This window comes from Mycobacterium sp. IS-1590 (genome assembly GCF_001500025.1).
GTDB lineage: Bacteria > Actinomycetota > Actinomycetes > Mycobacteriales > Mycobacteriaceae > Mycobacterium.
Window position 1 is genome coordinate 44,850 of record NZ_LQIW01000013.1, and the last position, 19,242, is coordinate 64,091.

22 protein-coding genes are annotated in these 19,242 nt (G+C 67.1%); 21 read left to right on the top strand and 1 reads right to left on the bottom strand.

All coding sequences use genetic code 11. The features are described from left to right. Positions 1 to 7 precede the first annotated feature (7 nt). Genes AU197_RS12050 through AU197_RS12080 form a run of 7 tightly spaced genes read left to right on the top strand, consistent with a single transcriptional unit; the run spans position 8 to position 6,515 of the window. Positions 8 to 1,177, top strand: a complete 1,170-nt coding sequence (locus AU197_RS12050) for an alpha/beta hydrolase family protein (RefSeq protein ID WP_197415524.1) — start codon at positions 8 to 10, stop codon at positions 1,175 to 1,177. Further along, positions 1,174 to 2,379 carry a CaiB/BaiF CoA transferase family protein gene (locus AU197_RS12055; RefSeq protein ID WP_064402936.1) on the top strand — a complete coding sequence of 402 codons (1,206 nt, stop codon included), beginning with the start codon at positions 1,174 to 1,176 and terminating at the stop codon, positions 2,377 to 2,379. Before AU197_RS12050 ends, AU197_RS12055 begins: the two co-directional genes overlap by 4 nt. Beyond that, positions 2,376 to 3,290: a hydroxymethylglutaryl-CoA lyase gene (locus AU197_RS12060; protein WP_064402937.1), complete on the top strand. Its 915-nt coding sequence runs from the start codon at positions 2,376 to 2,378 to the stop codon at positions 3,288 to 3,290. Before AU197_RS12055 ends, AU197_RS12060 begins: the two co-directional genes overlap by 4 nt. A gap of 6 nt (positions 3,291 to 3,296) precedes the next feature. Continuing rightward, positions 3,297 to 3,917, top strand: coding sequence for a TetR/AcrR family transcriptional regulator (locus AU197_RS12065; protein ID WP_064402938.1), 621 nt, complete (start codon positions 3,297 to 3,299; stop codon positions 3,915 to 3,917). Positions 3,918 to 3,937: 20 nt separating this feature from the next. Then, entirely contained in the window at positions 3,938 to 5,176 is a 1,239-nt protein-coding gene (locus tag AU197_RS12070) for an acyl-CoA dehydrogenase family protein (RefSeq protein WP_064402939.1), read from the top strand. Continuing rightward, the gene (locus tag AU197_RS12075; RefSeq protein ID WP_064402940.1) at positions 5,173 to 6,144 is read left to right on the top strand and encodes a phosphotransferase family protein; all 972 of its coding nucleotides are present in this window, start codon (positions 5,173 to 5,175) and stop codon (positions 6,142 to 6,144) included. The genes AU197_RS12070 and AU197_RS12075 overlap by 4 nt, the downstream gene beginning before the upstream one ends. Next, positions 6,141 to 6,515, top strand: coding sequence for a DUF6285 domain-containing protein (locus AU197_RS12080; RefSeq protein ID WP_064402941.1), 375 nt, complete (start codon positions 6,141 to 6,143; stop codon positions 6,513 to 6,515). Before AU197_RS12075 ends, AU197_RS12080 begins: the two co-directional genes overlap by 4 nt. A gap of 54 nt (positions 6,516 to 6,569) precedes the next feature. Here the strand turns inward: AU197_RS12080 and AU197_RS12085 are convergent, their stop codons facing one another. Then, positions 6,570 to 7,202 (bottom strand): class I SAM-dependent methyltransferase, encoded by a 633-nt coding sequence (locus AU197_RS12085; RefSeq protein WP_064402942.1) that lies wholly within the window; start codon positions 7,200 to 7,202, stop codon positions 6,570 to 6,572. Between the two features lie 48 nt (positions 7,203 to 7,250). Between AU197_RS12085 and AU197_RS12090 the strand changes: the two genes are divergently transcribed. From AU197_RS12090 to nuoK, 14 genes are all read left to right on the top strand, one after another. Further along, the gene (locus tag AU197_RS12090; protein WP_064402943.1) at positions 7,251 to 7,643 is read left to right on the top strand and encodes a nuclear transport factor 2 family protein; all 393 of its coding nucleotides are present in this window, start codon (positions 7,251 to 7,253) and stop codon (positions 7,641 to 7,643) included. A gap of 37 nt (positions 7,644 to 7,680) precedes the next feature. Further along, entirely contained in the window at positions 7,681 to 8,214 is a 534-nt protein-coding gene (locus AU197_RS12095) for a YceI family protein (RefSeq protein ID WP_064402944.1), read from the top strand. Between the two features lie 15 nt (positions 8,215 to 8,229). Next, a complete protein-coding gene (locus AU197_RS12100; RefSeq protein WP_064402945.1) occupies positions 8,230 to 8,631 on the top strand; it encodes an Rv3143 family two-component system response regulator in 402 nt (133 codons plus the stop codon). Between the two features lie 166 nt (positions 8,632 to 8,797). Beyond that, positions 8,798 to 9,172, top strand: coding sequence for an NADH-quinone oxidoreductase subunit A (locus AU197_RS12105; RefSeq protein WP_064402946.1), 375 nt, complete (start codon positions 8,798 to 8,800; stop codon positions 9,170 to 9,172). Continuing rightward, complete coding sequence (locus AU197_RS12110; protein WP_015305533.1) at positions 9,163 to 9,717, top strand: NuoB/complex I 20 kDa subunit family protein; 555 nt, start codon at positions 9,163 to 9,165, stop codon at positions 9,715 to 9,717. Before AU197_RS12105 ends, AU197_RS12110 begins: the two co-directional genes overlap by 10 nt. A 29-nt stretch (positions 9,718 to 9,746) precedes the next feature. Then, the gene (locus tag AU197_RS12115) at positions 9,747 to 10,436 is read left to right on the top strand and encodes an NADH-quinone oxidoreductase subunit C (RefSeq protein ID WP_064402977.1); all 690 of its coding nucleotides are present in this window, start codon (positions 9,747 to 9,749) and stop codon (positions 10,434 to 10,436) included. Next, positions 10,436 to 11,794 (top strand): NADH dehydrogenase (quinone) subunit D, encoded by a 1,359-nt coding sequence (nuoD, locus tag AU197_RS12120; RefSeq protein WP_064402947.1) that lies wholly within the window; start codon positions 10,436 to 10,438, stop codon positions 11,792 to 11,794. Before AU197_RS12115 ends, nuoD begins: the two co-directional genes overlap by 1 nt. After that, on the top strand, positions 11,791 to 12,654 hold the full coding sequence (nuoE, locus tag AU197_RS12125) for an NADH-quinone oxidoreductase subunit NuoE (protein ID WP_064402948.1): 864 nt from the start codon (positions 11,791 to 11,793) through the stop codon (positions 12,652 to 12,654). Before nuoD ends, nuoE begins: the two co-directional genes overlap by 4 nt. Further along, entirely contained in the window at positions 12,651 to 13,967 is a 1,317-nt protein-coding gene (gene nuoF, locus AU197_RS12130; RefSeq protein ID WP_064402949.1) for an NADH-quinone oxidoreductase subunit NuoF, read from the top strand. Before nuoE ends, nuoF begins: the two co-directional genes overlap by 4 nt. A gap of 28 nt (positions 13,968 to 13,995) precedes the next feature. Then, the gene (locus tag AU197_RS12135; RefSeq protein WP_064402950.1) at positions 13,996 to 16,386 is read left to right on the top strand and encodes an NADH-quinone oxidoreductase subunit G; all 2,391 of its coding nucleotides are present in this window, start codon (positions 13,996 to 13,998) and stop codon (positions 16,384 to 16,386) included. Next, positions 16,383 to 17,639 carry an NADH-quinone oxidoreductase subunit NuoH gene (gene nuoH / locus AU197_RS12140; protein WP_064402951.1) on the top strand — a complete coding sequence of 419 codons (1,257 nt, stop codon included), beginning with the start codon at positions 16,383 to 16,385 and terminating at the stop codon, positions 17,637 to 17,639. Before AU197_RS12135 ends, nuoH begins: the two co-directional genes overlap by 4 nt. Next, positions 17,632 to 18,177: an NADH-quinone oxidoreductase subunit NuoI gene (gene nuoI, locus AU197_RS12145; protein WP_064402952.1), complete on the top strand. Its 546-nt coding sequence runs from the start codon at positions 17,632 to 17,634 to the stop codon at positions 18,175 to 18,177. Before nuoH ends, nuoI begins: the two co-directional genes overlap by 8 nt. Further along, the gene (locus AU197_RS12150; RefSeq protein ID WP_064402953.1) at positions 18,174 to 18,944 is read left to right on the top strand and encodes an NADH-quinone oxidoreductase subunit J; all 771 of its coding nucleotides are present in this window, start codon (positions 18,174 to 18,176) and stop codon (positions 18,942 to 18,944) included. Before nuoI ends, AU197_RS12150 begins: the two co-directional genes overlap by 4 nt. After that, positions 18,941 to 19,240 carry an NADH-quinone oxidoreductase subunit NuoK gene (gene nuoK, locus AU197_RS12155; RefSeq protein WP_064402954.1) on the top strand — a complete coding sequence of 100 codons (300 nt, stop codon included), beginning with the start codon at positions 18,941 to 18,943 and terminating at the stop codon, positions 19,238 to 19,240. The genes AU197_RS12150 and nuoK overlap by 4 nt, the downstream gene beginning before the upstream one ends. The last annotated feature ends 2 nt before the right edge of the window (positions 19,241 to 19,242 follow it).

Sequence of the window (19,242 nt, forward strand, 5' to 3'; positions counted from 1 at the left end):
GACGGCCGTGAAGCACGAGTACGACCGCATTCCGTATCTCGTTGCCTACCAGAACACTTCGGGCGTTCGCGACGTGTACGGCGGGGTCGCCGAACTGGTGGTGCTCGAGAGCCACCTGCTGCGGCCCAAGGACAAACCCTCCGATACCGTGCTGGTGTTCATGCACCCCATCGGCGGCGGTGCCTACCTGCCGATGATGAACGGGCTCGCCCGGGCGGGACACCACGTCATCTACTGCAACAGCCGGTTTCGCGGCACCGACTCGGCGCTGTTGATGGAGAAGGTCGTCGAGGACCTCGGCGAATGCATCAAGGACGCCAAGAGCCGCTTGGGCTATTCGAAGGTGGTGCTGGCCGGATGGAGCGGCGGCGGCTCGCTGTCGGTGTTCTACCAGCAGCAGGCCCAGCACCCCACGATCACCGCAAGCCCGTCGGGCGACGGGCCGGACCTGACGAAACTCGGCCTCGTGCCCGCCGACGGGCTGATGCTGCTGGCCGCCCACATCAGCCGCCACGGCACCTTGACCGAGTGGCTCGACGCGTCGATCCTCGACGAGGCCGATCCGACCAAGCGCGATCCGGAACTGGATCTGTACAACCCGGACAACCCGAACCAGCCGCCTTATTCGCAGGAGTTCCTCGACCGCTACCGAAAGGCGCAGATCGACCGTAATCGGCGAATCACCAAGTGGGTCAAGCACAAGCTCGCCGAGCTCGAGGCGGCGGGCCGACCCGACGACGAGTTCGCGTTCGTCGTGCACGGCACCATGGCCGACCCCCGCTGGCTGGACCCCGCCGTCGACCCGAACGGACGCACACCCGGCACCTGCTACCTGGGTGATCCCCAGGTGGTCAACAACAGCCCGGTCGGGCTGGCGCGGTTCTGCACACTGCGCAGCTGGCTGTCGCAGTGGAGCTACGACGACGCCAACGGCGACGCCGTGGCGTGCGGTCCGGACATCGCGGTGCCGACCCTGGTGATCGGCAACCTCGCCGACGACGCCTGCACACCGAGCCACACCCGCAGGCTGTACGAGGCGATCGGGCATCATGACAAGGAGATGCACGAGATTCCGGGCGCGAACCACTACTACGCCGGCCCAGACCAGCGCGACAAGCTGCGCGAAGCCGTCGGCGTCGTCACCGACTGGTTGCACAGGCACGGCTTCTCACTATGAACGTGACCGGTCCGCTGGACGGTATCCGCGTCATCGAGGTCGGCACGCTGATCTCGGGGCCGTTCGCCGGGCGCCTGCTCGGCGACATGGGCGCCGAGGTGATCAAGGTCGAGCCGCCGGGCGCCCCCGACCCCCTGCGCACGTGGGGCCAGGCCGAACTGGACGGGCATCACTTCTTCTGGACCGTGCACGCGCGCAACAAGAAAGCCGTCACGCTGAACCTGCGGACCGAAGGTGGCCGCGCCCTGTTCCTCGATCTCGTCGAGCGCTCCGACATCATCGTCGAGAACTTCCGACCGGGCACGTTGGAGAAGTGGAACCTGGGCTACGACGTGCTGCGCAAACGCAATCGCGGGATCATCCTGGTCCGCGTCTCGGGTTACGGGCAGACCGGGCCCGAGGCGCACAAGGCGGGCTACGCCTCGGTCGCCGAGGCGGCCAGCGGCCTTCGGCACATGAACGGCTTTCCCGGTGGCCCGCCCCCTCGGCTGGCGCTGTCGCTGGGTGACAGCCTGGCGGGCATGTTCGCCGCGCAGGGCGCGTTGGCGGCGCTGTACCGCCGCTCGGTGACCGGGGACGGTCAGGTCGTCGACGCGGCGCTCACCGAGGCCTGCCTGGCGGTCCAGGAATCCACCATTCCCGACTACGACGTCGGTGGCGTGGTGCGCGGTCCATCGGGCACGCGACTGGAGGGCATCGCCCCGTCGAACATCTACCGCAGCGCCGACGGCAGCTGGGTGGTGATCGCGGCCAACCAGGACACCGTGTTCCGTCGACTGTGTGAGGCCATGGGCCGCCCCGAACTGGCCACCGACGACCGATTCGCCAATCACGTTGCCCGCGGACGCAACCAGGACGAACTGGACAAGATCATCGGCGACTGGGCCGCCGAACGCCAGCCCGGCGACATCATCGAAACCCTCAGCGCCGCAGGTGTGATCGCCGGACCGATCAACACCGTCGCCGAGGTCGTCGAAGATCCCCAGCTGCAGAGCCGCGGAATGCTGGTCGAACACTGGGACGAGCGGGTCGGACGGTCCGTGCTGGGTCCCGGCGTCGTGCCGGTGCTCTCGGAGACTCCCGGGACCGTTCGCTACGCCGGGCCGGCCGCGCCCGGCCAACACAACGACGAGGTCTACTGCGGCCTGCTCGGCAAGAGCCCGGCCGAACTCGACGCACTCAGGGCGGAGGGGGTGCTGTGAACCAATTACCCGAACACGTGCGGATACGCGACGTCTCGCTGCGCGACGGTCTGCAGATCGAGGATCCGATTCCGTTGTCGGCCAAGCTCGAACTGCTGGCCGCCGTCGCCGCCACCGGGGTGCGCGAGATGGAGGCGACGGCGTTCGTCTCGCCGTCGAAGGTGCCCGCCCTGGCCGACGCCGCCGATCTCGCCGCGCACCTGCAGGAGTACCGCGACTCGCACGGCATCGAGTTCTCCGCGCTGGTGGCCAGCCCGAACGGCGCCAAACGCGCGATCGCAGCGGGATTGTCGTCGATCGAGTACGTGGTCTCGGCCGCCGACGGTCACAGCCGCGCCAATGTGGGCCGCACGTCGGCGGAGGCGACGGCCCTGATTCCGGAGATCATCGCGATCGCACACGACAGCGGGGCCAGCGTCGAGGTCATCGTCGCGACCACGTGGGACTGCCCGTTCGACGGTCCGACGCCTCATCAGCGCGTTGTGGATGTCATCACGACCGCGTTGTCGAGCGAGGTCGACCGGTTGGCGATCGCCGACACAATCGGCACCGCGACCCCGCGGCGGGTGAGCGAGACGGTCGATGCGCTGCGCCCGTTGATCGGTGAGATACCGCTCGGCGCGCACTTCCACAACACCCGCGGCGCCGGGCTGGCCAGCGCCTACGCGGCCGTCGAGGCGGGCATCACCCGACTGGACGCCTCGGTGGGCGGGCTGGGTGGCTGTCCGTTCGCGCCCGGTGCAAGCGGCAACATCGCCACCGAGGACCTGGTGTACCTGTTGCGCGACAGCGGGATCGGGGTCGACGTGGACCTGGACGCGGCGATCGAGGCAGCGGGTGTGGCACAGCGCCTGGTCGGACACGATCTTCCGAGTTCGCTGCTGCGCGCCGGCGACCGAATCCTGAACTGAGCAGACGTGCCCACCGGACCGTCGGCAACACTGAGCGCCAAGGGCCGCCAGACCCGCGAGGCCATCGAAAAGGCGGCGCGGAAACTGTTCGCCGAGCGGGGTTTTCACGGGACGACGCTCGGCGACATCACCTCGGCGGCGGGTAAGTCACCCGCGTCGTTCTACCGCTACTTCGCGGACAAGGAAGACCTGCTGGCGGTGCTCGCGCAGTCGTTCCTGCGCGAGGTGGTGGCACCGTCCGGCGGGGCGCTCGACCTACCGGAATCGCCGGATGACGACGCGTTCTTCCGCGCCGTGGTCACCGGCTACTGGAACATGTTCAAGCAGAACATCGGGATCATGATCGCCGTCGCGCAACTGGCCGCGACCCAACCGCGGTTCGCCGCGGTGCAGAACGAATTCCGTCGATTGGGAATGGATGTCGTGGCCGCGTCGGTGCGCCGGGCTCAGGAGCAGGGCTACGGCGCCGAACTCCATCCCGAGCACACCGCGGCGGCCATCGCGCTGTTGTTCGAGAACTTCACCACCGTCTTCGTCGGAACATCGGGCCTTGGCATCGAGCTGACCGACGAGGATGCGATCGCGACGCTGTCAAGGATCTGGAAGAAGACGCTGTACGGTTTCTGAACCCCGGAAAGGAAATCAACGTGGATTTCGCCCTGCCCGACCATCTGCCCCAACTCCTCACCGAGATGGACGCCTTCATCGAGGCGGAGATCAAGCCGCTGGAACGCGAGAACATCCAGTACTTCGACAAGCGTCGCGAACACGCGCGCACCGACTGGGACAACGACGGGATCCCTCGCCGGGAGTGGGAGGACCTGCTCGGCGAGATGCGCAGGCGTGCCGACGCGGCGGGCTGGCTGCGCTACGGGTTGCCGTCGCGGTTCGGCGGCCGCGACGGCAGCAACATCGACATGGCCGTCATTCGCGAACATCTGGCGCACAAAGGCCTTGGGCTGCACAACGACCTGCAGAACGAGTCGTCGATCGTCGGCAATTTCCCGCAGGTCATCATGATGGACCGGTTCGGCACCGAGGCGCAGAAGGCCGAGTGGACCGAGGCGTTGATCACCGGGGAGCGTTCGATGGCCTTCGGCCTCACCGAACCCGGGCACGGCTCGGATGCCACGTGGATGGAGACCACCGCGGTACGTGACGGCGACGAGTGGATCATCAACGGCGCCAAGCGATTCAACACCGGCGTGCACCGCGCGACCCATGATCTGGTGTTCGCCCGCACGTCCGGCGACGCCGGGCAGGCCCGCGGTATCACCGCGTTCCTGGTGCCCACCGACGTCCCCGGATTCACCGTGCCGTACTACTGGTGGTCGTTCAACATGCCGACCGACCACGGCGAGGTCGAGCTGAAGGACGTCCGGGTGCCCGCCGACGCGGTGCTCGGTGAGATCGACCGCGGCCTGGAGGTGGGCCAGACATTCCTGCACGAGAACAGGATTCGCCAGGCGGCGAGCAGCCTCGGCGCCGCGCAGTACTGCATCGATCGTGCCGTGCAGTACGCGGGAGAGCGCAAGGTCTTCGGTAAGCCGCTGGCGGTGAACCAGGCCGTGCAGTGGCCGCTGGTGGAGCTGCAGACCGAGGCGCAGATGGTGCGGCTGCTGGTGTATTACGCGGCAACGGAATTGGACCGCAACCACCACATGGAGGTTTCGGACAAGGTGTCGATGGCCAACTACCGGGCCAACCGGCTGGTCTGTGACGCCGCCGACCGCGCGATGCAGGTGTTCGGCGGCATCGGCTACAGCAGGCACGAACCGTTCGAGCACATCTACCGCCACCACCGGCGCTACCGGATCACCGAGGGAGCCGAGGAGATCCAGATCCGGCGGGTTGCGCAGCGGCTGTTCGGGTTCGGCAAGCGTTGAGCCGCGAACTCGCCGAAAGCCTCACCGGGGTTCTCGGCCCGGTGCTCGGCGAGGGCGTCGCCGTCGAGAACCTGCACGCACTGACCGGCGGCGCGAGCCGCACGACGTGGGCATTCGACGCGGTCGCCGACACCCGCCGCGCCCTGATCCTGCGCACCGGCCCGCCCGACGACATCCACGCGAGCATGGAACTCGAAGCCGCCGTTCAGCAACGGGCGGCCGCCGCGGGAGCACCGGTACCCCACATCCTCGCCGCCGACAACTCCCCCGCCGCACTGGGTAATCCCTACCTGATCTGCGACGCCATCGGTGGCGAAACGATCGTGCGCAGGATCTATCGATCGCTGGACGATCCCGGTCGCGAACGGTTGCTGATCCAGTGCGCTCGGGCGCTTGCCGCCATCCACCGCGCCGACCACCAGGGGATCGAGGTACCGCCCTCGGATCAGCTGTCCGAATGGCGGGCTCGCCTCGACGAAATGGGCGATACCACAGCGACATTCGAGTGGGCGTTCCGCTGGCTCGAAGGCAACCGCCCGCCGGCGTCGCCGCAGGTGCTGGTGCACGGTGACTTCCGGATGGGCAACCTGATCGTCGACGACAACGGGCTGGCCGCGGTGCTGGACTGGGAACTCGTGCACATCGGGGAGGTCTACGAGGATCTGGCCTGGTTCTGTATCCGGGCATGGCGTTTCGGCGCGCCGGAGCATCACGGCGCCGGTGGTTTGGGCAGCGTCGAGGCCTTCCTGTCCGCCTATGAATCGGCGGCGGGCGTGACGCTGGATCGGGCGGCGTTCCGGTGGTGGTTGACCGTGGCCACCCTGCGGTGGGGGGTCATCTGCCGGTACCAGGCCGAGCGTCATCTGTCGGGTCAGACGGAGTCGGTCGAGCTGGCCGCGATCGGACGGCGCGTCAGCGAAACCGAGTGGGACGTGCTCGATCTGCTCGAAGGAGGAGGACCGCGATGAGCTGGCTGTACGGGCGGCCGACCGCGGCGGAACTCGTCGCCGCCGTCGCCGGCTTCCTCGAGAAGGACGTTCGCGCCGCCACCGGCCCCGACAGTCGGGGCGAAGCGGCTGACGGTCGGCCCGCCGACCTCGGCCAGGTCAACTTCCACGCCCGCGTCGCGGCCAATGTGTTGCGCATCGTCGAACGCGAACTGCTCGACTCTTCGGCCGGCCAGGTCGTCGATGCGCTGCGCGGTATCGGTTACCGCGACGAACCGGAACTGGCCGCGGCGATCCGCTCGGGCGACCTCGACGGGCGTGCCGCAGAGCTGTTGCCGGTGTTGCGGACGCTCGTGCGGCACCGGCTCGACGTCAACCACCCCGGCTACTGACGCGATTTGTGAGTGAAAACGATCGCTGAGCGAACGGAATCACGCACAAATCGCTCAGGAGAGGCGGCGGCGGATCCGGGCCAGCCACGCCGGTTCGTCGACCAGCGATCCGGCCGGCAAGCCGATGGCGTCGGCCTGGGCGGGCTGAACCACCCCGCGGTAGGTGGTCTCCACCAGCGACTCCAGCACCCAGCCGTCGCCGAACGCGCCGCGGATGTCGGATTCGCTGACCTGCGGGCCGAATCCGCGACCGCGGTCGGAGAGCGCGAGCACATGGACCAGACCGCCCGGCCGGCACGCCGCGTGCAGGCTGCGCACGTACCGGGCGCGGTCGGTGTCGTCGAAGATGTGAAACAGCGCGCTGTCGACGATGGTGTCGTAGGCGGCTTGCCCGAGATCCATGGCGTCGGCGACCTCGAACCGCGCGTCGGCGCCCTTGGCCTCGGCGTTTCTGCGCGCGTACTCGACCGCCGATGGCGCGTAGTCGACGCCGAGCACGTCATAGCCGAGGCCGGCGAGCAGGATCGTGTGCTCACCGGCGCCACAGCCGACGTCGAGCACCGTGCCCCGGATCAGGCCCGCGCGTTCCAGGTCGACGATCGCCGGCTGCGGCTCGCCGATCACCCACGGCGCGGTTCCGCTCTTGTAGGCGTCGTCGAATAGCGAGAGAGTAGGTGTCACGTCCATGCCGCCCAGTGTTCAACCTCAATCGGTGTTGAGGTCAAGGAGGATCACGTGACCGTTGCCCACGACACCGTCACCGACGTGGCCGACCGCCTGTTCGCCGCGATCGAGACCGGCGACCGCGACACCATTTCGCGGCTGTGGCACGACGACATCGTGGTCTGGAAGGTCGCCGACCGCGACCGCGACAAGGATCGGGCACTTCGCGTGCTGCACTGGTTCATCGACACCACCTCACAACGCCGATACGAGGTCATCGATCGCCAACTGTTCGAGGCAGGGTTGGTCCAGCAGCACATCCTGCACGCCACCGGACACAGCGGTGGCGTCATCGCGATGCGCGTGGGCATCATCATCAAGCTGAGCGCCGACGGGCGGATCAGCCGGATCGACGAGTACTTCGACCCCGCGGAGATCGCTCCGCTGCTCGAGCCCGTCAAGTGACCCCATCGGCGAGCCGACAACTGACCCAGGAGACGACATGGCAAGTCTGAGCGAACTTTTCAGCGATCCCGCTTCGGCGGGCACGTGGACGCTGGACCCCAGTCAGTCCACGATCACGGTCCGCAGCAAGTCGATGTGGGGCCTCGTACCCGTCAAGGGCCGGTTCACCGAGTTCCGCGGTGATGGTCAATTGTCCGCTCCGCAAACGGTTTCCGGACACGTCGAGATAGCCGCCGCGTCGCTGCGCACCGGCATCCGCAAGCGCGACGAACACCTGCACTCCGCCGACTTCTTTGAAGCAGAAACCCATCCGGAGATCAGCGTGCTCATCACCGGGGCCGACGCCGTCGACGGTGACACCATCGACCTGAAAGCCGAACTGACCATCAAGGGCACGACCAAACCCCTGACGCTGCGCACCAAGGTCACACCGGTCGGTGACGGAGGGATGCGGCTGGTCACCGAGGCCACCGTCAACCGCCAGGACTTCGGGGTCGACGGCAACCTGGTGGGCATGATCGGCGACAAGTCGACGATCTCCGGCGACTTGGTGTTCCGGCACACCCGCTAGCCGTACGATCACGGCATGGCCGAGTCATCGCGTCCGTTGCGGGTCCTCGTCTACAGCGACAACCCCAGGACCCGCGAAGAGGTACAGCTGGCGCTCGGAAGGCGGGTGCACCCGGAGTTGCCCGAGCTGACGTACATCGAGGTGGCGACCGGCCCCATGGTGATCCGCCAGATGGATGAGGGCGGGTTCGATCTGGTGATCCTCGACGGTGAGGCCACCCCGGTCGGCGGGATGGGAATCGCCAAGCAGCTCAAGGACGAGATCGCCGACTGCCCGCCGATCCTGGTGCTCACCGGCCGCCCCGATGACGCGTGGCTGGCCCGCTGGTCGCGCGCGGAAGCCGCGGTTCCCCACCCGATCGATCCGATCCGGCTGGGCGACGCCGTGGCATCGCTGCTGCGCACCCTGGTGCAATAGCCAGAAAACACGTAAACACCTGTCGCACTTGCCTATTGGAGGCATGACGACATAGCCACGCGTTGCCAATAGCGATACTAACCAAAAGGTGTGGCGCGCATCCCAAAGGGCGCTAGGGTGTGGGTAAGCTCACATCGAACAGCCCACGAGGGAGCGTTTGCTCGGTATGGATTTGTACACGCCAATCCTGGTGCTTGGCGCTATTGCTGCTGCGTTCGCGGTCGGCTCGGTTGCCATTGCTCTGCTGGTCGGACCGCGTCGCTACAACCGGGCCAAGCTCGAGGCCTACGAATGCGGTATCGAACCGGTGCCGCACGGGGGTGCGTCCGGTCAGCCGACCGGCCAGCGGTTTCCGATCAAGTACTACCTGACCGCGATGTTGTTCATCATCTTCGACATCGAGATCGTCTTCCTGTACCCGTGGGCGGTTGCGTTCGACAATCTGGGGCTGTTTGCGCTGGTGGAGATGCTGCTGTTTATGGCGACGGTGTTCGTGGCCTACGCCTATGTGTGGCGACGGGGAGGTCTGGCATGGGACTAGAGGAGAAACTGCCGGGCGGGATCCTACTGTCCACGGTCGAGAAAGTGGCGGGTTACATCCGCAAGGGCTCGCTGTGGCCGGCGACCTTCGGGTTGGCCTGCTGCGCGATCGAGATGATGGCCACTGCCGGTCCGCGATTCGACATCTCCCGCTTCGGCATGGAGCGGTTCTCGGCCACCCCCCGTCAGGCCGATCTGATGATCGTCGCGGGGCGGGTCAGCCAGAAGATGGCACCGGTGCTGCGCCAGATCTACGACCAGATGGCCGAGCCGAAGTGGGTTCTGGCGATGGGGGTCTGCGCATCCTCGGGCGGGATGTTCAACAACTACGCAATCGTCCAGGGTGTCGATCACGTCGTCCCGGTGGACATCTACCTGCCCGGTTGCCCACCGCGCCCGGAGATGCTGCTGCACGCGATCCTGAAGCTGCACGACAAGATTCAGGAGATGCCGCTGGGCGTGCATCGGGAAGAGGCGATCCGCGAGGCCGAGCAGGCCGCGCTCGCTGTCACCCCCACCATCGAGCTCAAGGGGCTGCTGCGATGACCAGCGGCCCGGGTGAAGAGCAGTCGAAGATGAACGCGACTGACGGCAACGGCGCGGCGGGCGAACCGAAGATCATCGGCGTGCGGCGGGGAATGTTCGGAGCCAAAGGGTCGGGCGACACCTCCGGCTACGGGCGCCTGGTGCGACCCGTCGCGCTGCCCGGCAGCTCGCCGCGTCCCTACGGCCGCTATTTCGACGAGGTCATCGATCGGCTCGCCGAGGTGCTCGGCGAGGACGGTTATGCGGCATCGATCGAGCGCGTCGTGGTCCACCGCGACGAGCTGACCCTCGAGGTCCAACGCGACCAGCTGCCTGTCGTGGCTCGCGCGCTGCGCGACGATCCGCAGTTGCGCTTCGAGTTGTGTCTCGGGGTCAGTGGGGTGCACTACCCCGACAAGCTCGGGCGCGAACTGCACGCGGTGTATCCGCTGATGTCGATCACCCACAACCGGCGGATCCTGATCGAGGTCGCCGCGCCGGACGACGACCCGCACATCCCGTCGCTGTTCGAGGTCTATCCCACCACCGACTGGCACGAACGCGAGACCTACGACTTCTTCGGCATCATCTTCGACGGGCATCCCGCCCTGACCCGCATCGAGATGCCCGACGACTGGGTCGGGCACCCGCAGCGCAAGGACTATCCGTTGGGCGGCATCCCGGTGGAATACCACGGCGCCGAGATTCCTCCGCCCGACCAACGGAGGGCCTACAGCTGATGAGCATTTCGCACGTCCCGCCCACGCAGGGCGGCGCTTCGTCCTCGGGCGCGCCGGACAACGAGACGGTAGTCGTTGTCGGCGGCCAGGATTGGGACCAAGTGGTCCAGGCCGCCAAGGATGCGGCCGCCGCGCACGCGGGTGAACGCATCGTCGTGAACATGGGGCCGCAGCACCCCTCCACCCACGGAGTGCTTCGCCTGATCCTGGAGATCGAGGGTGAGACGGTCATCTCCGCCCGGTGCGGAATCGGCTACCTGCACACCGGAATCGAGAAGAACCTCGAGTTCCGCAACTGGACGCAGGGCGTCACGTTCGTCACGCGGATGGACTATCTGTCGCCGTTCTTCAACGAGACGGCCTACTGCCTGGGTGTCGAGAAGCTGCTCGGTGTCACCGACGCGATCCCCGAGCGCGCCAGCGTGATTCGCGTGATGATGATGGAGCTCAACCGGATCTCCTCGCATCTTGTCGCGCTGGCGACCGGCGGGATGGAACTGGGCGCGATGAGCGCGATGTTCTACGGCTTCCGCGAGCGCGAACTGATCCTGTCGGTGTTCGAGACCGTGACGGGCCTGCGGATGAACAGCGCCTACGTCCGGCCGGGCGGCGTGGCGATGGACCTGCCCGATGAGGCCATTCCGCAGATCCGTGAGTTGCTCGAGCTGATGCCCAAGCGACTCAGGGACCTCGAGGACCTGCTCAACGAGAACTACATCTGGAAGGCCCGCACCGTCGGCGTCGGTTATCTCGACCTGACCGGGTGCATGGCGCTCGGGATCACCGGGCCCTGCCTGCGTTCCACCGGGCTGCCGCACGACCTGCGCAAGGCCCAACCGTACTGCGGCTACGAGACATACGACTTCGACGTGATCACCGATGGGGGCTGCGACTCCTACGGCCGGTATCTGATCCGAGTCAAGGAGATGCACGAGTCGCTCAAGATCGTCGAGCAGTGCCTGGACCGCCTTCGGCCCGGACCCGTGATGATCGAGGACAAGAAACTGGGTTGGCCGGCCGACCTGAAGGTCGGCCCCGACGGGCTCGGTAACTCCCCCGAACACATCGCCAGGATCATGGGTCACTCAATGGAGGGGCTGATCCACCACTTCAAACTCGTCACCGAGGGAATCCGGGTGCCAGCCGGGCAGGTCTACGTCGCGATCGAGTCTCCGCGAGGCGAACTCGGCGTGCACATGGTCTCCGACGGCGGAACCCGCCCCTACCGGGTGCACTATCGGGACCCGTCGTTCAACAACCTGCAGGCCGTCGCCGCGATGTGTGAAGGCGGCATGGTCGCCGATCTGATCACCGCGGTGGCGTCGATCGACCCGGTGATGGGAGGCGTGGACAGGTGAGCGTATTCCTCGAGCTCGGTCAGCGACCCGAGGAACCCGGCCCGCCGATCAACGGGCCGGCGTCGTATCCGGACGACGTGACAGCGCGGCTGACCGCCGACGCCGAGCGGATCATCTCGCGCTACCCGCAGTCGCGTTCGGCATTGTTGCCGCTGCTGCACCTCGTGCAGTCCGAGGACGGATGCCTGACCCCCGCCGGTATCACGTTCTGCGCCAAGCAATTGGGACTGACCGACGCCGAGGTCACCGCGGTGGCGACCTTCTACTCGATGTACCGGCGGACACCCACCGGCGAGTACCTCGTCGGGGTGTGCACCAACACGCTGTGCGCGGTGATGGGCGGCGACGCGATTCTCGAAGCGCTGCAGGAGCATCTGGGTGTGCATGCCGGCGAGACGACGCCGGATGGACGCATCACCCTCGAACACGTCGAGTGCAACGCGGCGTGTGACTACGCGCCGGTGGTGATGGTCAACTGGGAGTTCTTCGACAACCAGACGATGTCGTCGGCGCGCGACCTCGTCGACGCGCTGCGCGAGGGTGCACCTCCCGAACCGACGCGGGGAACGCCGCTTTGTACGTTCCGGGAGACCGCACGCACACTCGCGGGTCTGCCCGACCCGCGCTCGGGTGGCAACAGGGTCGGCGACGCCACGCTGGCGGGTCTGCGGGTGGCACGCGAACGCGGTATGCAGGCGCCGGCCGCCGACGCCGCGGCCGCTTCCACCGAGACGCTCGACGACCAGACGGCGGGTGTCGAGGCCACGAAGAACGCGTCCGCCCCGGGCCCATCGGCGACTGTCCCGCCGAAGCCGAACACCGTCGAAACCGACCCAGACACAACGGATTCACGCGCATGACAGACCTGACACCCGTGTTCACCCGGTTCTGGGACGAGCCCGAACCGTGGTCGATGGAGACCTACCGCCGCCACGGCGGTTACCGCGCCCTCGAGAAGGCCCTGGCGATGGATCCGGACGAGGTCATCAGCCTGGTGAAGGACTCGGGTCTGCGAGGCCGCGGCGGCGCGGGCTTTCCCACCGGCACCAAGTGGTCGTTCATCCCGCAGAGCGACACCGGCGCCGGGGCCAAGCCGCACTACCTGGTGGTCAACGCCGATGAATCGGAACCCGGTACGTGCAAGGACATTCCGCTGATGTTGACGACCCCGCACTTCCTCATCGAAGGGGCGATCATCGCGGCCTACGCGATCCGGGCGCATCACGCCTTCATCTACCTGCGCGGTGAGGTGGTGCCGGTGCTGCGCAGGTTGCACGCCGCGGTCGCCGAAGCGCACGAGGCCGGTTTCCTCGGAAACGACATCCAAGGGTCGGGCTTCGACCTGGAGCTGATCGTGCACGCGGGCGCGGGCGCCTACATCTGCGGTGAGGAGACCGCGCTGCTGGACTCGCTGGAAGGCCGCCGCGGGCAACCGAGGCTGCGGCCGCCGTTCCCCGCCGTGGCCGGGCTGTACGCCTGCCCGACGGTGGTCAACAACGTCGAGTCCATCGCCAGCGTGCCGCCCATCCTGCTCAACGGAATCGACTGGTTCCGGTCGATGGGTTCGGAGAAGTCGCCGGGCTTCACGCTGTATTCGCTGTCGGGTCATGTCACCAACCCCGGACAGTACGAGGCGCCGTTGGGCATCACGCTGCGCGAGTTGCTGGAGTATGCGGGCGGAGTTCGTGCCGGGCACCAGTTGAAGTTCTGGACGCCCGGCGGGTCCTCCACTCCCCTGCTGACCGACGAACACCTCGATGTGCCACTGGATTACGAGGGAATGGCCGGCGTGGGCACCATGCTCGGCACCAAAGCGCTGCAGATCTTCGACGAGACCACATGTGTGGTGCGCGCGGTGCGCCGGTGGACCGACTTCTACGCCCACGAGTCGTGCGGCAAGTGCACACCCTGCCGCGAGGGCACCTACTGGCTGGCCCAGATCTACGAACGTCTGGAGACGGGCGCGGGCACGGCTGCCGACATCGACAAACTGCTCGACATCTCCGACAACATCTTCGGAAAAGCGTTCTGCGCCTTGGGCGACGGCGCGGCGGCGCCCATCATGTCGTCGATCAAGTTCTTCCGCGACGAATACGTCGCCCACCTTGACGGTGGGTGCCCGTTCGATCCGCACGCCTCCACGCTGATGGCGACGCAAGAGGTGGGCGTGTGATGGGGCGGCGAATCAGAGGGGTGACTCGATGACGCAGACGGCTGACACCGGGGCGGATACCGGCGTCGAGATGGTGCAGTTGTCCATCGACGGCGTCGACGTCAGTGTTCCGAAGGGCACGTTGGTGATTCGGGCCGCCGAACTGATCGGCATCCAGATCCCACGGTTCTGCGACCATCCGCTGCTCGACCCGGTGGGGGCATGCCGGCAGTGCCTGGTCGAGGTGGAGGGCCAGCGCAAACCGATGGCCTCGTGCACGACCACCTGCACCCCGGACATGGTGGTGCGCACGCAGTACACCTCGGCGGAGGCTGACAAGGCGCAGCAGGGCATCATGGAGTTCCTGCTGATCAACCATCCGCTCGACTGTCCGGTGTGCGACAAGGGTGGCGAGTGCCCGCTGCAGAACCAGGCGATGTCCAACGGCCGCGCCGAAACTCGGTTCGAAGACGTCAAACGCACCTTCCCGAAACCGATCAACATCTCCTCACAGGTGCTGTTGGACCGCGAGCGCTGTGTGCTGTGCGCGCGCTGCACCCGGTTCTCCGAGCAGATCGCCGGGGACCCGTTCATCGAGCTGCTCGAGCGCGGTGCGCTGCAACAGGTCGGCATCGCGACGGATGAACCGTTCGAGTCGTACTTCTCCGGCAATACCGTGCAGATCTGCCCGGTCGGCGCGCTGACCGGCGCGGCCTACCGCTTCCGGGCCCGGCCGTTCGACCTGGTGTCGAGCCCCAGCGTGTGCGAGCACTGCGCGTCGGGATGCGCCCAGCGCACCGACCATCGGCGTGGAAAAGTCATGCGCCGATTGGCCGGTGACGAACCGCAGGTCAACGAGGAATGGAACTGCGACAAGGGTCGCTGGGCGTTCACCTACACCACTCAGGGCGACCGCATCACCACCCCGATGATCCGCGACGAGGACGGCAAATTGCGGCCGGCCTCCTGGTCGGAGGCCCTTGTGGTGGCCGGCACCGGGCTGGCGGCCGCCGCCGGAAGCGCGGGTGTGCTGGTCGGTGGCCGGATGACCGTCGAAGACGCCTACGCATACTCCAAGTTCGCCCGGATCGTGCTCAACACCAACGACATCGACTTCCGGGCGCGGTCGCACAGCGCCGAGGAGGCCGACTTCTTGGCCGCCCGCGTCGCAGGACAGCCGATGACGGTGACCTACGCCGATCTGGAGAACGCGCCGACGGTCCTGCTGGCCGGGTTCGAGCCGGAAGAGGAATCCCCGATCGTGTTCCTGCGGCTGCGCAAGGCGGTGCGCAAGAACGGGTTGCAGGTCGTCTCCGTCGCCCCGTTCGCCAGCCGCGCCCTGACCAAGCTGCGGGGCCGCCTGGTCACCGCCGCCCCGGGAGACGAGGCCGGTGCCCTCGACGAGCTGGTCGACGACCCGCAGTTGCGGCTGCCTGGCGCAGTCATCATGGTCGGTGAACGTCTGGCCACATCACCCGGAGCCCTCTCTGCGGCAAGCAGATTGGCCGACGCGACGGGCGCCCGGCTGGCCTGGGTGCCGAGACGGGCAGGCGAACGAGGCGCGGCTGAGGCCGGCGCCTTGCCGAACCTGCTGCCCGGTGGCCGGCCGATCGCCGACAGCGCGGCCGTCGAGCAGACCGCGGCGGCATGGCACGTCAGCGGGCTGCCCGCCGGAACGGGCCGCGACACCACCGCGATCCTGGAGGCGGCGCGCAGCGGTGAACTGGGCGCCCTGCTCGTCGGCGGCGTCGAGATCGCCGACCTACCCGATCCCGAGGCGGCGTTGGCCGCGATCGAGTCCACGCCGTTCGTCGTCAGCCTCGAGCTGCGGGAGAGCGCGGTCACCGCGGTCGCCGACGTCGTGTTCCCCATCGCGCCCGTGGTGGAGAAGGCCGGCTCATTCCTGAACTGGGAAGGCCGACTTCGCCCGTTCCAACCGTCACTGAAGACCAACGCCATCCCCGATCTGCGGGTCTTGAACTTCCTGGCCGACGAGATCGGTGTCGCGCTGAACCTGCCGACCGCGGAGGCCGCCGGGGACGAGATGTCGCGCCTGGGCATGTGGGCGGGCCGACGGCCCGAGGCGCCGGATGTCCCTGCGGCGAGGCGAACCTCGCCTGCCGAGGGACAAGCCGTGCTCGCCGGGTGGCGGATGCTGCTCGACGAGGGGCGACTGCAGGACGGCGAACCGCACCTGGCCGGTACCGCCCGGGCTCCGGTGGCACGACTCTCCGCCGCCACCGCCGCCGAGATCGGCGCCGCGGAGGGCGATCTAATCACCGCGAGGACACCCCGCGGGACGATCACGCTTCCGCTGGCCGTCACCGACATGGACGACCGCGTGATCTGGCTTCCCCTGAACTCGCCGGGTTCGGCGGTGCACCGGAGCCTCGGGGTGTCCACCGGTGATGTCGTGTCGATCGGACGGGCCGAACCGTGATCCACCCCGATCCCACCCTGTTCGGTCACGATCCGTGGTGGCTGATCCTGGCCAAGTCGCTCGCGATCTTCGCGTTCCTGATGCTGTCGGTCCTCTCCGCGATCCTCATCGAGCGCAAACTTCTGGGCCGCATGCAGATGCGGTTCGGACCCAACCGCGTTGGGCCCAAGGGACTTCTGCAGTCGCTCGTCGACGGCGTCAAGCTCGCGCTCAAGGAGGGCCTGGTCCCGGCCGGGGTGGACAAGTTCGTCTACCTTGCGGCACCGGTGATCTCCGCGGTGCCCGCCTTCATCGCATTCGCCGTCATTCCGATGGGCGGCGAGGTGTCGATCTTCGGCCACCGCACCGCTCTGCAGCTGACGGACATGCCCGTCGCCGTCCTCTACATCCTGGCGGCGACCTCCATCGGTGTGTACGGGATCGTGCTGGCCGGATGGGCGTCGGGCTCGACGTACCCGCTGTTGGGCGGGATTCGTTCGAGCGCGCAGGTGATTTCGTATGAGATCGCGATGGCGCTGTCGTTCGTGGCGGTGTTCATCTACGCGGGCTCGATGTCGACCTCCGGCATCGTGGCCGCCCAGCACGGCACCTGGTTCATCTTCCTGCTGCTGCCGTCGTTCCTGGTCTACGTCATCTCGATGGTGGGCGAAACCAACCGTGCGCCTTTCGATCTGCCCGAAGCCGAGGGTGAACTGGTCGGCGGATTCCACACCGAGTACTCGTCGATCAAGTTCGCGATGTTCATGCTCGCCGAGTACGTCAACATGACCACGGTCTCCGCGCTGGCGACCACAATGTTCCTCGGCGGCTGGCACGCACCGTGGCCCATCAACATGTGGGACGGCGCGAATACAGGCTGGTGGCCCCTGCTGTGGTTCGTCGCCAAGGTGTGGGGCTTCATGTTCCTGTTCTTCTGGCTGCGCGCCACGCTGCCGCGCATGCGCTACGACCAGTTCATGGCGCTGGGATGGAAGGTACTCATCCCGTTCTCGTTGGCGTGGATCATGATCGTCGCCACGGCGCGCGCGCTCCACAACGAGGGTTTCAGCCAGGTGACGACGACGCTGGCCTCGCTCGGCGCCATCGCGACACTGCTGGTCGCCGTGGCGTTGTGGCGGGCGGTGCGCCGACGCAACGTTCGCGCCATCCCGCGGCAGAAGCTGGATCCGGAGATCTTCCCCACCCCGCCCCTGCCGGGCAGCACAGAGCCTGATTCGAGGCAGACCGCAACCAAGGAGCCAGCCGATGCCTAAGTTCCTCGACGCGCTGAAGGGTTTCGGGGTCACCTTCGGAACCATGTTCAAAAAGCCGATCACCGAGGAGTATCCGGAGAAACCGGGCCCCGTCGCCAAGCGCTATCACGGCCGGCATCAACTCAACCGGTACCCGGACGGTCTGGAGAAGTGCATCGGGTGCGAACTGTGCGCCTGGGCCTGCCCCGCCGACGCCATCTACGTCGAGGGTGCCGACAACACCGAGGACGAACGGTATTCCCCCGGTGAGCGGTACGGCCGGGTCTACCAGATCAACTATCTGCGCTGCATCGGCTGCGGTCTGTGCATCGAGGCCTGCCCCACCCGGGCGTTGACGATGACCAACGACTACGAGATGGCCGACGACAACCGCGCCGACCTGATCTGGGGTAAGGACAAGCTGTTGGCGCCGTTGCGATCCGGCATGCTGCCGCCGCCGCATCCGATGGCGCCGGGCACCACCGACGACGACTACTACCTGGGCAACATCGGGCCCGTCGAGGCCGAGCCCCAGAAGGTCGCCGAGGACGTGCGATGAGGCTCGACCTGCTCGCGGCCGTGGCCGCCGACAACCCGGGACAGACCACGACCACCGAGGCCGTGCTGTTCTGGGTGTTGGGCATCGTGGCGGTCGTCGGTGCGCTCGGGGTGATCGCCGCGCCGAAAGCGGTGTACTCGGCGATGTTTCTGGCCACGACGATGATCGTGTTGGCCGTGTTCTACATCGCCCAGGGCGCGCTGTTCCTCGGCGTCGTGCAGGTGGTGGTCTACACCGGCGCCGTCATGATGATCTTCTTGTTCGTGCTGATGCTCATCGGCGTCGACTCGTCGGACTCGCTCGTGGAAACGATTCGCGGACAACGGGTTGCGGCTGTCGTCATCGGTGTCGGCTTCGGCCTGCTGCTCATCGCGGGCATCGGCAACGTCTCGGTGGGCGGCTTCACCGGCCTGGCCCAGGCGAACGCGGGTGGCAACGTCGAGGGGTTGGCGGCGCTGATCTTCGTGCGGTACCTGTGGGCGTTCGAGTTGACCAGCGCGTTGCTGATCACCGCCGCGCTCGGCGCGATGGTGCTGGCACACCGGGAACGCTTCGGCCGCCGCAAGACCCAGCGCGAACTCGCCGAGGAACGGTTCAAACCGGGCGGCTATCCGACGACGCTGCCGAACCCTGGTGTCTTCGCGCGCAACAACGCCGTCGACATCGCCGCCCGGCTACCCGACGGGTCCGGGTCGGACCTGTCCGTCAGCCCCATCCTGCAGAAACGGACCGTCACCGTGACGAACGGCAGAGGAGGCGGGGAGTGAACCCCGACAACTATCTCTATCTGTCGGCGCTGTTGTTCACGATCGGCGCGGCCGGAGTGCTGTTGCGCCGCAACGCGATCGTGGTGTTCATGTGCGTCGAGCTGATGTTGAACGCGGCCAACCTCGCGTTCGTCTCGTTCTCCCGCATGCACGGCCACCTCAACGGCCAAGTGGTCGCGTTCTTCACCATGGTGGTCGCCGCCTGCGAGGTCGTGGTCGGGCTGGCGATCATCATGAGCATCTTCCGTGCCCGCCAGTCGGCCTCGGTCGACGACGCAAGCCTTCTGAAGAACTAGAG